General features: G+C 45.2%; 15 protein-coding genes and 1 riboswitch. Of the genes, 14 read left to right on the top strand and 1 reads right to left on the bottom strand.

What is annotated here, in order from left to right:
- Positions 1-589 precede the first annotated feature (589 nt).
- The 14 genes from CE058_RS23270 to purD all read left to right on the top strand — a co-directional run bounded on the left by CE058_RS23270 (position 590) and on the right by purD (position 14,577).
- Complete coding sequence (locus CE058_RS23270) at positions 590-1,111, top strand: DUF2179 domain-containing protein (protein WP_163145176.1); 522 nt, start codon at positions 590-592, stop codon at positions 1,109-1,111.
- Positions 1,108-1,314, top strand: coding sequence for an NETI motif-containing protein (locus CE058_RS23265; RefSeq protein ID WP_163145175.1), 207 nt, complete (start codon positions 1,108-1,110; stop codon positions 1,312-1,314). The genes CE058_RS23270 and CE058_RS23265 overlap by 4 nt, the downstream gene beginning before the upstream one ends.
- An 88-nt stretch (positions 1,315-1,402) precedes the next feature.
- Positions 1,403-1,504: riboswitch (purine riboswitch) on the top strand.
- Positions 1,505-1,643: 139 nt separating this feature from the next.
- Positions 1,644-2,132 carry a 5-(carboxyamino)imidazole ribonucleotide mutase gene (gene purE / locus CE058_RS23255; RefSeq protein WP_163145173.1) on the top strand — a complete coding sequence of 163 codons (489 nt, stop codon included), beginning with the start codon at positions 1,644-1,646 and terminating at the stop codon, positions 2,130-2,132.
- Entirely contained in the window at positions 2,125-3,273 is a 1,149-nt protein-coding gene (purK, locus tag CE058_RS23250; RefSeq protein WP_163145172.1) for a 5-(carboxyamino)imidazole ribonucleotide synthase, read from the top strand. The genes purE and purK overlap by 8 nt, the downstream gene beginning before the upstream one ends.
- A gap of 3 nt (positions 3,274-3,276) precedes the next feature.
- A complete protein-coding gene (gene purB / locus CE058_RS23245) occupies positions 3,277-4,569 on the top strand; it encodes an adenylosuccinate lyase (RefSeq protein WP_048010482.1) in 1,293 nt (430 codons plus the stop codon).
- Between the two features lie 102 nt (positions 4,570-4,671).
- Positions 4,672-5,397 carry a phosphoribosylaminoimidazolesuccinocarboxamide synthase gene (gene purC / locus CE058_RS23240; protein ID WP_163145171.1) on the top strand — a complete coding sequence of 242 codons (726 nt, stop codon included), beginning with the start codon at positions 4,672-4,674 and terminating at the stop codon, positions 5,395-5,397.
- Complete coding sequence (purS, locus tag CE058_RS23235) at positions 5,385-5,639, top strand: phosphoribosylformylglycinamidine synthase subunit PurS (RefSeq protein ID WP_009336741.1); 255 nt, start codon at positions 5,385-5,387, stop codon at positions 5,637-5,639. The genes purC and purS overlap by 13 nt, the downstream gene beginning before the upstream one ends.
- On the top strand, positions 5,636-6,322 hold the full coding sequence (gene purQ / locus CE058_RS23230; protein WP_163145170.1) for a phosphoribosylformylglycinamidine synthase subunit PurQ: 687 nt from the start codon (positions 5,636-5,638) through the stop codon (positions 6,320-6,322). Before purS ends, purQ begins: the two co-directional genes overlap by 4 nt.
- Positions 6,306-8,522: a phosphoribosylformylglycinamidine synthase subunit PurL gene (purL, locus tag CE058_RS23225; RefSeq protein WP_163145169.1), complete on the top strand. Its 2,217-nt coding sequence runs from the start codon at positions 6,306-6,308 to the stop codon at positions 8,520-8,522. The genes purQ and purL overlap by 17 nt, the downstream gene beginning before the upstream one ends.
- Positions 8,507-9,904 carry an amidophosphoribosyltransferase gene (gene purF / locus CE058_RS23220; RefSeq protein ID WP_048010478.1) on the top strand — a complete coding sequence of 466 codons (1,398 nt, stop codon included), beginning with the start codon at positions 8,507-8,509 and terminating at the stop codon, positions 9,902-9,904. The genes purL and purF overlap by 16 nt, the downstream gene beginning before the upstream one ends.
- Before the next feature lie 128 nt (positions 9,905-10,032).
- Positions 10,033-11,058 (top strand): phosphoribosylformylglycinamidine cyclo-ligase, encoded by a 1,026-nt coding sequence (purM, locus tag CE058_RS23215; RefSeq protein WP_163145168.1) that lies wholly within the window; start codon positions 10,033-10,035, stop codon positions 11,056-11,058.
- A 13-nt stretch (positions 11,059-11,071) separates the two neighbouring features.
- Positions 11,072-11,653: a phosphoribosylglycinamide formyltransferase gene (purN, locus tag CE058_RS23210; RefSeq protein WP_048010476.1), complete on the top strand. Its 582-nt coding sequence runs from the start codon at positions 11,072-11,074 to the stop codon at positions 11,651-11,653.
- 34 nt (positions 11,654-11,687) lie between these two features.
- Positions 11,688-13,223, top strand: a complete 1,536-nt coding sequence (gene purH, locus CE058_RS23205; RefSeq protein WP_163145167.1) for a bifunctional phosphoribosylaminoimidazolecarboxamide formyltransferase/IMP cyclohydrolase — start codon at positions 11,688-11,690, stop codon at positions 13,221-13,223.
- A gap of 85 nt (positions 13,224-13,308) precedes the next feature.
- Positions 13,309-14,577, top strand: coding sequence for a phosphoribosylamine--glycine ligase (gene purD / locus CE058_RS23200; RefSeq protein ID WP_163145166.1), 1,269 nt, complete (start codon positions 13,309-13,311; stop codon positions 14,575-14,577).
- Here the strand turns inward: purD and CE058_RS25285 are convergent.
- Positions 14,555-14,668, bottom strand: coding sequence for an EYxxD motif small membrane protein (locus tag CE058_RS25285; protein ID WP_335582802.1), 114 nt, complete (start codon positions 14,666-14,668; stop codon positions 14,555-14,557). The genes purD and CE058_RS25285 overlap by 23 nt on opposite strands.
- Positions 14,669-14,694 lie beyond the last annotated feature (26 nt).

Here is a 14,694-nt window from a genome sequence, read left to right as displayed (position 1 = left end):
GAGTAGGACGCTGCCGGGCAATTGAAAGAGCACCTGATGGGTGCTCTTTTTTGTGTGTAATTATAGATATCTGAATCAACTGGCCTCTTCCTTTTATTGAAAAATGCAGATATGCGTCACTTTTTTCTGGTTATGCTTCACTTTGATACGTATTTGCATTACTTTTAGGCATATATACGTCAGGCTCAATTTTTATGCGCCACTCCTTATTCCGCCGACTGTTTTACAAGTTAAATCTGTTCTCTTCAAAGACAAATTACCCAAATGTAAGATAAACTTCACGATATGTTAGATAAAAATGAAAACTTGTTAGATAAAAGTCCATACATGCTAGATAATCTCCAAAACCTGCTAGATAAACCTGTTACGAACCTCTCTCCTTCATATAGCCTCAATAAGATCCATAAACAGATAAGCCGTTTCATTCCACTCGAAAAAGGATAACCTATACACAAAGAATCAATTTTTGAAAAAAGGTTATCAAAAGCCAATTTCTTTTGTACAATAGTGACTTAATGGGGAGAGGACACTCATTTGCCTCTTAATTCCCTATGAAGGAGGACTTGCATTGCTGGAAAACAGTTTTATTATGGTCGCTATTATTCTGATCATTAATATCGTATATGTATCATTTTTTACCATCAGGATGATTCTGACGCTTAAGGGGCAGCGTTACCTAGCAGCTTTTATAAGCACCATCGAAGTTGTTATCTATGTCATTGGACTGGGGCTGGTTCTGGATAACCTGAATGAAATACAAAATCTGATTGCTTATGCAGTCGGTTATGGAATCGGCGTTATTGTTGGCATGAAAATTGAAGAGAAGCTGGCTCTTGGCTATATTACCGTAAATGTAATTACAAAGGAATATGACAGAGACCTGCCAAAAGCTTTAAGAGATAAAGGGTATGGCGTCACAAACTGGGCTGCCAATGGACTTGAAGGCGATCGGATGGCCCTGCAGATCCTGACACCAAGAAAATATGAATTAAAGCTTTATCAGACGATTAAAGAACTGGATCCTAAGGCCTTCATCATCGCTTATGAGCCAAAAACAATTCATGGCGGCTTCTGGGTGAAATCTGTTAAGAGAGGAAAGTTATCTCAATGAGCAAAGGCAAGAACAAAATGTCATTCGAAGTTCAGGGGAATGAAACGATTGACCAGTGCCTGGAAAGAATTAAAAAGGCAGGATATATACCTGTTAGAAGGACTGAGAAGCCTATTTTTAAAGAAGTTAAGACAGGCGGAAAGGTCGATTATGAGCCGGCTGGCCGGCAGATTGTTTTTGAAGCAAAACTAGTAAAAGATTAAAACACGAACATTAATTGTCTGACTTTTAGTATTGTTCGATTTTTCAATTGACAGAGTATCAGGTATGTTGTTAATATGGTGGTAGTTAATAAAACGTGAATAAACCCCTCGTATAATAATGGGAATAGGGCCCATAAGTTTCTACCCGGCAACCGTAAATTGCTGGACTATGAGGGAAAGCTGATATGCCCGGCATGTAGAAGGAATGGTTCCTGCCGTTTGCAGGTGTCTTCCTTACGGTTCTTTTTAGCCCGGACAGATTACTTTCTCTCATATTAAGAGAAGGGTCTGTGCGGGTTTTTTATATTGGACGATTTGGAGGAGAAGGAATGAGCGCACAAGCAGCAGTCATAATGGGAAGCAAGTCAGATTGGGAGACAATGAAGCACGCTTGCGGAATTCTGGAAGAACTTGAAATCCCGTTTGAAAAGAAAGTTGTTTCAGCCCATCGGACTCCAGATCTTATGTTTGAATATGCTGAGCAGGCAAGGAACAGAGGCATTAAGGTTATTATTGCGGGTGCAGGCGGAGCGGCGCATCTGCCTGGAATGGTAGCAGCGAAAACAACACTTCCTGTCATTGGAGTACCAGTGCAATCAAAGGCTCTAAACGGACTGGATTCATTGCTGTCCATTGTTCAGATGCCTGGCGGTGTCCCGGTTGCAACGGTTGCGATTGGAAAAGCCGGAGCTACTAACGCCGGCTTGCTGGCAGCACAAATACTTGGCGCTTTTGATACAGCCATTGCAGAACGTCTTCAGTCAAAAAGAGATAAAACAAAACAGGAAGTACTAGAAAGCAGTGATGAACTTGTCTAATAAAACCATTTTACCAGGACAAACAATTGGAATTATTGGCGGGGGACAGCTTGGGAGAATGATGGCACTGGCAGCAAAAGCTAATGGCTTCAGGATTGCCGTTTTGGATCCGGCAGAAGACTCTCCTTGCGGTCAGGTTGCGGATATTAAAATCATTGGCGAATACGGTCATTTAGATTCTATAAAAGAGTTAGCTGACGTCAGTGACGTTGTGACATATGAATTTGAAAACATCAGTGCGGAAGCTCTTGAGTGGCTATGTGCAAATGCGCATGTCCCACAGGGAAGCGAGGTGCTGGAGATTACCCAGGACCGGACAAAGGAAAAAGCAGCCATTCAAAAAGCTGGCTGCGAGGTAGCGCCATATGCGGTCATTACGACTGAAAAAGACATTTATGATAATATAGAAAAGCTTGGCTATCCAGCCGTATTAAAGACTTCCAGAGGCGGATATGATGGAAAAGGGCAAGTTGTGATAAAGAGCGGGCAGGATATTAAGAAAGCTGCACAGCTCCTTGAGAATGGCGAGTGTGTCCTAGAAAAATGGATCGTTTTCGAAAAGGAAATATCGGTTATTATCTGCCGGAATATTTCGGGTGAAAAAGCGGTATTCCCAGTCGGGGAAAATGTCCATAAAGAAAACATTCTGCACCAGACCATTGTGCCGGCCATGATCACAGCTGATGCTGAGGAACGGGCAGTAAAGGCAGCAAACCGGCTGGCAGAAGCTTTAAGCCTTGTCGGTACACTGGCAGTCGAAATGTTTCTGACAAAAGACGGACAGATTTATATTAACGAACTTGCGCCTCGTCCGCATAACTCAGGCCATTATTCGATTGAAGCTTGCGAAACCTCCCAGTTTGAACAGCACATCCGTGCGGTTTGCAATTGGCCGCTTGGCAGTACGGAGCTATTAAAACCGGCTGTTATGGTAAACATACTAGGAGAGCACCAGGAGCCTTTAATTAAGAAAATTCCTGAATTGGATGACTGGAAGATACACTTGTACGGAAAAAAGGATGCCAAATATAAACGCAAGATGGGCCATGTCACGCTTTTGCGGAACTCAGCCGAAGAGGCAATTGAAGAAGCAGAAAAAAGCGGCATTTGGACCCCTGTGAAGGAAAAGATCGGAGGATAAAACATGATTGAACGTTATACGAGACCGGAAATGGGAGCTATCTGGACAGAAGAGAACCGCTTTCAGGCTTGGCTTGAGGTGGAAATTCTTGCCTGTGAAGCTTGGGCGGAATTAGGAGATATTCCGAAAGAAGATGTTCAGAAAATCCGTGAGAATGCTTCTTTTAATATTGACCGCATTAAAGAAATCGAAGAGGAAACACGACATGATGTTGTCGCTTTTACTCGCGCGGTATCTGAATCTCTTGGCGAGGAGCGCAAATGGGTTCATTACGGGCTTACTTCCACAGATGTGGTTGATACGGCGCTTTCCTACTTAATCAAGCAGGCGAATGATATTCTTCTAAAAGATATTGAACGCTTTGTGGAAATCCTGAAAAACAAAGCACAGGAACATAAGCATACAGTGATGATGGGCCGTACGCATGGTGTTCATGCAGAACCGACTACATTCGGTTTAAAGCTTGCACTATGGTATGAAGAAATGAAACGTAATCTTGACCGCTTTAAAGAAGCAGCCGCTGGTGTGGAATTCGGTAAAATCTCTGGTGCCGTCGGAACATATGCAAACATCGATCCGTTCGTTGAAAAATATGTGTGTGAAAAGCTGGGCATCCAGCCAGCGCCAATTTCTACACAAACACTTCAGCGTGACCGTCATGCACATTATATGGGTGCGCTTGCGCTTGTGGCCACTTCAATTGAAAAATTTGCGACGGAGATCCGCGGCCTGCAAAAAAGCGAAACGCGAGAAGTGGAAGAGTTTTTCGCCAAAGGCCAAAAGGGATCTTCAGCAATGCCGCATAAACGCAATCCAATTGGTTCAGAAAATATGACGGGTATGGCAAGAGTGATCCGCGGCTATATGATGACTGCGTATGAAAATGTAGCATTATGGCATGAGCGCGATATTTCCCACTCATCAGCTGAAAGAATCATCCTGCCTGATGCAACGATTGCGCTGAACTATATGCTGAATCGTTTTGGAAATATTGTTAAGAACTTAACCGTTTTCCCTGAAAACATGAAACGCAATATGGACCGTACACTGGGGCTGATTTACTCTCAGCGTGTTCTTCTTGCCTTGATTGACAAGGGTATGACTCGTGAAGAGGCATATGACACTGTTCAGCCGCGGGCCATGGAGGCATGGGAAAAGCAGGTACAGTTCCGCAGCCTGATCGAGCAGGACGAGACCATTACATCAAAGCTATCCGAAGCAGAAATAGATGACTGCTTTGACTATAACTACCACATCAAGCATGTGGATACCATTTTTGACCGTCTGGGTTTATAAAAAAATAAAGAGGTAAAGAGCAGTCTTTACCTCTTTATTAACGGGAAAATTCCCAATCTTCTTAAATTAAGTCCGGTATCTAAATAAGGGAGGCTCTCCGCAATGGAAAAAGGAGCATTGTTATACGAAGGCAAAGCCAAAAAGGTATATCAGACAAACGATGAAAATATTGTCTGGATTGAATATAAAGATTCTGCAACAGCCTTTAATGGGGAGAAAAAAGCGAGCATCAGCGGCAAGGGCCGGCTGAATAATGAGATTACCAGTTTGCTATTTTCAAAGCTTCAGGAGCTGGGGATTGATTCTCATTTTATTAAAAAGCTTTCGGAGACAGAACAGCTTGTGAAAAAAGTGGATATCATTCCGCTTGAAACAGTGGTCCGTAATGTTGCGGCGGGGAGCTTTTCTAAGAGATTGGGAGTTGAAGAAGGGAAAGAATTATCAAGACCGATTGTTGAGTTCTACTACAAAGATGATGAGCTTGGTGATCCGCTGCTGACAGAAGATCATATTGAAGTTCTTCAACTGGCTGATAAGCAGGAAGTAGAGCTTTTACAAGAAAAAGCACTACAAGTTAATGCCGTTTTAAAAGACTTTTTCAAAGACCTGGGCATTAAACTAGTAGATTTCAAGCTGGAGTTTGGTAAAGATGAATCAGGCCAAATTTTTCTGGCTGATGAGATTTCGCCAGATACCTGCAGGCTATGGGATATTGAAACAAATGAAAAGCTGGATAAAGATGTTTTTCGCAGGGACCTTGGAAATTTAACTGATGCATATGAAAATATTTTAGCGAGACTGGGAGGCCAAACAGTATGTACAAAGTAAAAGTTTTCGTCACATTAAGAGAAAGTGTTCTAGATCCTCAAGGAACAGTTGTAAAAAACTCTCTGCATTCCATGAACTACAGCGAAGTGTCTGATGTTCGCATTGGAAAATACATGGAGCTGACAGTGGAAAAAAGCGACCGTCCTGTTGAAGAAGCTGTAAAGGAAATGTGTGAGCGCTTATTGGCTAATGTTGTGATTGAAGATTATCGCTTTGAAATTGAGGAGGCTGTTGCTCAGTGAAGTTTGCTGTGATCGTATTTCCAGGGTCGAATTGTGACATCGATATGTATCATGCAGTAAAGGATGAGCTTGGAGCGGAAGCCGAATATGTCTGGCACGACGCGGAGAGCTTAGACGAATATGACGGAATTCTTCTTCCCGGCGGTTTCTCTTACGGAGATTATCTCCGTTCGGGTGCTGTTGCACGCTTCAGCAATGTCATGAGAGAAGTAGTGAAGGCCGCAGAAGCAGGCAAGCCAGTATTGGGGGTCTGCAATGGATTTCAAATTCTGCTTGAAGCTGGCCTTTTGCCTGGGGCAATGAGAAGAAACGACAGCCTGAAATTCATTTGCCGCACGGTCGAATTGAAGGTTGAAAACAATGGAACGATGTTTTCATCCTCATACGAAAAAGGCGAGGTAATCAATATCCCAATCGCCCATGGCGAAGGTAACTATTATTGTGACGAAGCAACTTTAGAGGCTTTAAAGGCAAATAATCAGATTGTCTTTACTTATAACGAAACAAACCCAAATGGCAGCCTGGAAAACATCGCAGGCATTGTCAATGAAAAGGGAAATGTACTCGGCATGATGCCGCACCCTGAAAGAGCCGTTGATGAGCTTTTAGGGGGAGCAGATGGTCTGAAACTTTTTCAATCAATCGTAAAACAATGGAGGGAAGCACATGTCGTTAATGCTTGAGCCAAGTCCGGAACAGTTAAAGGCACAGAAGGTATACAAAGAGATGGGATTGTCTGATGACGAATTTGCGATGATTGAAAAGATTATCGGGCGTTTGCCAAATTACACAGAAATCGGTTTGTTTTCGGTTATGTGGTCAGAGCATTGCAGCTACAAAAACTCAAAGCCCGTTTTAAGCAAGTTCCCGACAACAGGAGAGAAAGTACTTCAGGGACCAGGGGAAGGAGCTGGAATTGTTGATATCGGCGATGGGCAAGCAGTTGTTTTTAAAATCGAAAGCCATAACCATCCGTCTGCAATCGAGCCTTACCAGGGGGCAGCAACAGGTGTCGGCGGGATTATCCGCGATGTATTTTCAATGGGAGCAAGACCGGTCGCGCTCCTCAACTCTTTACGCTTTGGAGAATTGGATACTCCTCGTGTACGGTACCTTTTTAAAGAAGTAGTCGCAGGCATTGCGGGATACGGAAACTGCATCGGCATCCCAACTGTTGGGGGAGAAGTGCAGTTTGATTCTTCCTATGAAGGAAATCCGCTTGTAAACGCGATGTGTGTCGGCTTAATCGACCATAAGGATATCAAAAAAGGCCAGGCCCACGGAGTAGGCAACACAGTCATGTATGTTGGTGCAAAAACGGGCCGTGACGGTATCCATGGTGCTACTTTTGCATCTGAAGAATTAACAGACCAATCAGAATCAAAACGCCCGGCTGTCCAGGTTGGCGATCCATTCATGGAAAAGCTTCTGCTTGAAGCATGTCTTGAACTGGTCCAGTCTGACGCACTTGTCGGCATTCAGGATATGGGAGCTGCAGGCCTGACAAGCTCTTCTGCTGAAATGGCGAGCAAAGCGGGATCCGGAATTGAAATGAATCTTGACCTTGTTCCTCAAAGGGAAACAGGCATGACTGCATATGAAATGATGCTTTCCGAGTCTCAGGAGAGAATGCTGATTGTCGTGAAAAAAGGACGCGAGCAGGAGATCGTTGATTTATTTTCCAAATATGATCTGGAAGCCGTTTCTGTCGGTAAGGTAACCGATGATAAAATGCTCCGCCTGACTCATCAGGGAGAAGTGGTGGCAGAGCTGCCGGTAGATGCGCTTGCAGAGGATGCGCCGGTATATCATAAGCCATCAAGCGAGCCGGAATATTACCGTGAGTTCCAGGCAATGGAAAATGAAATTCCTGGGGTTGAAGATTATAAAGAAACATTAGTAAAGCTCCTCCAGCAGCCGACAATCGCCAGCAAGGAATGGGTTTATGACCAGTACGACTATATGGTCCGCACGAATACAGTAGTGGCACCTGGATCAGATGCTGCAGTCATCCGCATCCGCGGCACCCGCAAAGGATTGGCCATGACGACAGACTGTAATTCACGTTATATGTATCTTGATCCTGAAACAGGCGGAAAAATTGCTGTGGCTGAAGCAGCAAGAAATATCATTTGCTCCGGCGGTCAGCCTTTGGCAATCACAGATAATCTGAACTTCGGAAATCCGGAGAAGCCTGAAATCTTCTGGCAGATCGAAAAAGCGGCAGACGGAATCAGTGAAGCATGCCGCACATTAAATACACCAGTTATCGGCGGAAACGTCTCTTTATATAACGAAACAAACGGAACAGCTATTTACCCAACGCCTGTCATTGGAATGGTCGGGCTTGTAGATGACATTGATCATGTGACAACACAATCTTTTAAAGCAGCTGGGGACTTAATTTATCTGGTTGGCGAAACAAAGGACGAATTCGGCGGCAGTGAGCTGCAGAAGATGACATACGGCAGGATTTTCGGAAAAGCGCCTGAACTGGATCTTGAAAAAGAAGAAAAGGCACAGGAACAAATTTTAAATGCCATTCGTTCGGGAATTGTTGCATCTGCCCATGATGTGGCAGAAGGCGGGCTGGCTGTAGCTGCTGCGGAAAGCCTTATCGGATCAACAGGTCTGGGAGCGGATATCAAAGTATCAGGAAATGCGACTTCAGCTTTATTCAGTGAATCACAATCCCGTTTCTTGCTATCTGTTAAGAAAGAAAATCAGGAAGCTTTTGAAAGTTTAGTAGATGCGACACTAATTGGTGAAGTAACAGATGCACCTGTACTATATCTCTCCAACGAAGAGGGCCTATTGCTTGCCGAACAGGTTGATGTTCTGAAGCAGGCCTGGAAAGGAGCTATTCCATGCTTGCTGAAATAAGAGGACTGAACGAAGAGTGCGGTGTTTTTGGAATCTGGGGGCATCAGGATGCCTCCCAGATCACGTATTACGGGCTTCACAGTCTGCAGCACCGCGGCCAGGAAGGCACCGGGATGGTTGTTACGGATGGAAAGAAGCTGAAAGGCATGAAAGGTGAAGGCCTTGTTACGGAAATTTTCACATCAGATGCCATGAAGGAGATGGACGGGAAGGCGGCAATCGGACATGTACGCTATGCGACTGCCGGAGGGGGCGGATATGAAAATGTCCAGCCTCTCTTGTTCAACTCACAAAGCGGCAGTCTTGCTCTTTGCCATAACGGAAACCTGGTGAATGCGACTGCATTGAAGCATCAGCTTGAAGGGCAGGGCAGCATTTTTCAAACGAGCTCGGACACAGAGGTGCTGGCTCACTTGATTAAGCGTGCAGGGTTTTCATCCCTAAAGGACCGTGTCAAAAATGCGTTATCCATGATTAAAGGAGCTTATGCTTTTCTGATTATGACCGAGACAGAACTGATGGTTGCACTTGACCCGAACGGCATGAGGCCGCTCTCACTTGGCAAGATCGGCGATGCTTATGCAGTTGCATCTGAAACCTGTGCTTTTGATGTGGTCGGGGCAGAGTTTATCCGCGACATTCTGCCGGGAGAGCTGCTGATTATTGATGATAATGGATTCCGATCCGAAATGTTTGCCATGGCCTCTAATATTGCCATGTGTACGATGGAATATGTTTATTTCTCCCGTCCGGACAGCAATATCAACGGGATCAATGTGCATACTGCCCGGAAAAATCTTGGGAAGCAGCTGGCTCTTGAAGTGCCGATTGAAGGTGATGTTGTAACGGGTGTGCCGGATTCCAGCATTTCCGTTGCGATTGGATATGCTGAAGCGTCTGGCATTCCATACGAGATGGGGCTGATTAAAAATCGCTATGTGGGACGCACATTTATCCAGCCATCCCAGTCGCTGCGTGAGCAGGGTGTGAAAATGAAGCTGTCTCCGGTACGCGGTGTGGTAGAAGGCAAGAGAGTCATCATGGTGGATGACTCGATCGTCCGCGGAACAACAAGCAGACGGATCGTTACCATGCTGAAGGAAGCTGGTGCGACTGAGGTGCATGTGCTGATCAGCTCTCCGCCGATTAAGAATCCATGCTTCTATGGGATCGATACATCGACAAAGGAAGAATTGATCGCCGGCAATCATTCTGTTGAGGAAATTAGAGAAATCATTGGTGCAGATACCCTTACCTTCTTAAGTACAGAGGGAATGGTCAAAGCAATTGGACGAAAAGACGGACAATGCCTGGCATGCTTTACAGGACAGTATCCGACGGAGATTTATCCGAGTACATTGCATCCTTATGAAAAGGTATAGATATGAAACTTGGCCGGTATTTTGCTCTTTTTGTCCGGTAAATCATCATTTTTGACCGGTAAAAGCACAGTGTTGGCCGATAAAATACAAAATCGGCCTTTATTTTTCCAACCAAGAGGTGAAAAGGAATGGCAAATGCATATAAACAGGCCGGAGTAGATATTGAAGCTGGCTATGAAGCAGTTTCCCGCATGAAAAAACACGTACAGAAGACGATGCGTCCTGGTGTGCTTGGCGGTTTAGGCGGATTTGGCGGCATGTTCGATCTTTCAGAACTGAACCTGAAGGAACCGGTTTTAGTTTCGGGTACAGATGGTGTCGGTACGAAGCTGATGCTCGCTTTTATGATGGATAAGCATGACACGATTGGGGTTGATGCGGTCGCCATGTGTGTAAATGATATTGTCGTACAGGGAGCAGAGCCTCTTTACTTCCTGGATTATATCGCATGCGGAAAAGCAGCGCCTGAACGGATTGAAGCGATTGTGAAAGGCATTGCAGCTGGTTGCGAACAGGCTGGGTGTGCCCTCGTAGGCGGTGAAACAGCCGAAATGCCTGGCATGTACAGTGTGGAAGAATATGATCTTGCCGGCTTTGCTGTCGGTGCCTGTGAAAAATCGAACCTGATTAATGGTGCGGACATCAAGGCAGGAGATGTGCTGATCGGTCTTGCATCCAGCGGGATTCACAGCAATGGCTACTCACTTGTCAGAAAGCTGTTTTTTGAAAAAGCGAATATGTCCTTAACAGATCATGTAGAAGAATTAGGCTGTACTTTAGGGGAAGAGCTGCTTCGCCCGACAAAAATTTACGTAAAGCCGCTTCTGTCAGCTATGAAGCAGTTCAAGCTGAAGGGTATGGCACATATTACAGGCGGCGGATTTATTGAAAATATCCCGCGCATGCTGCCTGAAGGTCTTGGCGCCCAGCTTACTGAAAGCAATTGGGAAGTGCCGCCGGTATTTACGGTGATGGAGAAGATCGGTGGACTTGAGCGCAAGGAAATGTACAACATTTTTAATATGGGAACAGGCATGGTGATTGCAGCGGACAAAGATAATGCTGATGAACTGATCGCCTATTTTAATGAAATTGGTGAAACAGCCTATCTGATGGGGACAGTAACGGATCAGGAAGGAATTGAAATTCTGTAACTTGGAGGAAGTCATGAAAAAAATCGCAGTGTTTGCTTCCGGAAGCGGAACGAACTTTCAGGCTATTGCCGATGCTGTAAAAAAAGGTGATTTGCAGACTGAGATTGTCTTGTTCGTCTGTGATCGGCCAGGTGCATACAGCATTGAACGTGCAAAAAACGAGCAAGTTCCGCAGTTTGTTTTTTCAGCAAAAGACTATGCTGGCAAAGCAGAGTACGAAAGAGCGATTTTGCAAAGGCTGCAGGAGAGCGGTGCCGAGTATATTATTCTCGCAGGTTATATGAGGCTGATTGGCCCGACGCTTTTGAAACAGTTTGAAGGCAGGATCATTAATATCCATCCTTCTCTTCTTCCCGCTTTTCCAGGTAAGGATGCAATTGGCCAGGCGTTATCTGCCAATGTGAAGGTAAGCGGTGTGACGGTTCATTTTGTCGATGAAGGGATGGATACTGGGCCGATTATTGCTCAGGCGCCAGTTGAAATAAATGCGGGTGAATCGCTGGAAAGCCTTCAAAAGAAGATACATGAAGTCGAGCACAAACTATATCCGCAGGTTTTGCAAAATCTTTTCTATGCTAAAATGGTAGAGAGTTAAAGTATATCACTCAACAGAGTCAGGGGGAGCGAACATGAAGAAACGTGCATTAATCAGTGTTTCCGACAAAAATGGCATAACAGAATTTGCTCAGCAGTTAAGTGAACTGGGTTTTGAAATTATCTCAACTGGCGGTACAAAAAAAGCACTTGAAGAGAGTGGAGTCCCTGTTATCGGCGTAAGTGATGTGACAGGCTTTCCGGAAATTTTGGAAGGGCGTGTAAAAACATTAAATCCAATGATTCATGGCGGGCTGCTGGCTAAGCATGGCGAAACAGGCCATAAACAGCAGCTTGAGGAACATGGGATCCAGCCTATCCAGGTTGTGTGCGTGAATTTGTATCCGTTCCAGCAAACCATAGCTAAACCGGATGTGACAGTGGAGGATGCGATAGAGAATATTGATATCGGCGGCCCGGCCATGCTGCGTGCTTCCGCCAAGAATCATGAATATGTAACGGTGGTGGTGGATCCAGTCGATTATGAAACAGTTCTTTCACAGCTGAAAGAAACCGGAGAGGTTCAAAAGGAAATCCGCCGCAGACTTGCTGCAAAGGTATTCCGCCACACAGCTGCCTATGATGCGATGATCGCTGAATATATGACAGATTTGGCAAATGAAGAAACGCCTGAAAAATTAACGGTTACGTATGAACTAAAGCAAACCTTGAGATATGGGGAGAATCCGCATCAAAAGGCTGCTTTTTACCGTAAACCGCTTGGTTCTGAATTTTCGATTGCGAACGCTGAACAGCTTCACGGCAAGGAGTTGTCTTACAACAATATCAACGATGCAGATGCAGCTCTCCAAATCGTAAAGGAATTCTCAGAGCCGGCAGCAGTTGCTGTTAAGCATATGAATCCTTGTGGAGTGGGAACCGGAGAAAATGTTTTTGATGCTTTTTCAAAAGCTTTCGCAGCTGACCCTGTTTCAATTTTCGGCGGAATCATTGCCTTAAACAGAGAAGTGGATGCAGAAACAGCTAAAAAGCTTTATGAGATCTTCCTTGAGATCATTATTGCGCCATCCTTCTCAGAGGAAGCGCTTGAAATTTTAAAAGGGAAAAAGAATCTGCGCCTGCTGACCATTCCTTTTGAAGGCAAAAAGAAAGCGGAGATGAGATTGTCCGCTATTGAAGGCGGCTTGCTGACGCAGGAGTATGATCTATTCACTCTTAAAGATGCCGAAGTAAAAGTAGCAACAAAGAGGGAGCCGACAGAAGAAGAGTGGAAAGCACTGAAGCTGGGCTGGAAAGTCGTCAAGCATGTGAAATCCAATGCGATAGTCGTCAATGATTCAAACATGACACTTGGAGTTGGTGCCGGGCAGATGAACCGCGTAGGCTCTGCCAAAATTGCGCTTGAACAGGCAGGAGACAAAGCGAACGGAGCTGTAATGGCATCGGATGCCTTTTTCCCAATGAACGATACCGTTGAAGTCGCAGCCAAAGCAGGCATTACAGCCATCATTCAACCGGGGGGCTCCATCCGTGATGAAGACTCCATCAAAAAGGCCGACGAGTACGGAATTGCCATGGTCTTTACAGGCGTACGGCATTTTAAGCATTAAACGAAAAGCGGAAGCGCCTCGACAGGAAGGCGCTGAGCTAAACATTACGAAAAGCGGAAGCTGACATTTTACGGAGGTGGGCGTAATGAAGGTATTGGTTATTGGAAGAGGCGGACGTGAACATGCAATTTGCTGGAAGATGAATCAAAGCCCTTCAGTTGAACAGGTTTTTGCGGCTCCGGGAAATCCGGGAATGGAAGATTCAGCACAGCTGGCTGCCATCCAGGAAAACGATCAGGAAAAGCTTGTGCAATTTGCTCAGGAAAATGAAATTGACTTGACTGTAATCGGTCCGGAAGTGCCGCTGCTAGAGGGACTGGCAGACCGATTTGAAGAAGTCGGCTTAAAGGTATTTGGACCAAAAAAAGCTGCAGCTGAAATAGAAGGCAGTAAGTCTTTTGCCAAAGAGCTTATGAAGAAATATGCTATCCCTACTGCCGAATATGGAGTATTCAGCAACTATGAAGAAGCGAAAGCCTATATAGAAGCAAAGGGCGCTCCCATTGTTCTGAAAGCAGATGGGCTAGCAGCCGGAAAAGGCGTAATAGTGGCCATGACTATGCAGGAAGCATTGTCCGGGATTGAGGAGCTATTATTAAATGAGAAGTTTGGCCAGGCTTCTTCTACAGTTGTAATTGAAGAATTCCTTGAAGGGGAAGAATTCTCTTTAATGGCCTTCGTGAACGGAGAAACCGTCGTTCCGCTGGAAATTGCCCAGGATCACAAGCGCGCTTTTGATGGAGATCAGGGCCCGAATACAGGCGGAATGGGTGCTTATTCACCCGTACCGCATATTGGTGATGAAACAATTGCAAAGGCTGTTGAACAAGTTTTGAAGCCGGCAGCGAAAGCAATGGTTCAGGAAGGCCGAAGTTTTACCGGAATTTTATATGCAGGTCTGATTAAAACAACAGCAGGCCCGAAGGTAATCGAATTTAATGCCCGCTTTGGAGATCCTGAAACACAGGTGATTTTACCGCGCATGAATTCGGATCTGGCGGGGGTAATGCTGGCAGTCCTAAATGGGGAGCAGCCTGAAATCGAGTGGGGTGAGGAAGCAATCGTCGGAGTGGTTGCTGCTTCAAAGGGCTACCCTGAAGCATACGAAAAAGGAGCTGTTCTTCATGGACTGCATTCGCTTAAAGATGTTTTTGTCTTCCATGCCGGCACTGATCGAAACAGCTCAGGTGAGTATGTGACAAATGGAGGCCGCGTGCTGCTGGCAGGCGCCAAAGCGTCTACACTGAAAGAAGCGCAGCAAAAAGTATACTCTGAAATGGAAAACCTTCACTGCGAAGGTGTCTTCTACCGCAAGGATATTGCCGATAAAGCTATCGCGCACGTCCTTTCTTAGTCTTCCGGATATACACAAACAGAAGTGCTACAATGCTTCCGATTATGGCAGCCAGCACAAATGTCATATCCATTACGTATTCCCAGAACATATAGTCAGCTCCTTTCTATAGTACAG

Source organism: Bacillus sp. 22-7 (assembly GCF_010628845.1).
Classification (GTDB): Bacteria; Bacillota; Bacilli; order Bacillales; family Cytobacillaceae; genus Cytobacillus; species Cytobacillus firmus_B.
Note: the sequence above shows the minus strand (reverse complement) of the source record. Positions and strands in the feature narration are given on the sequence as shown.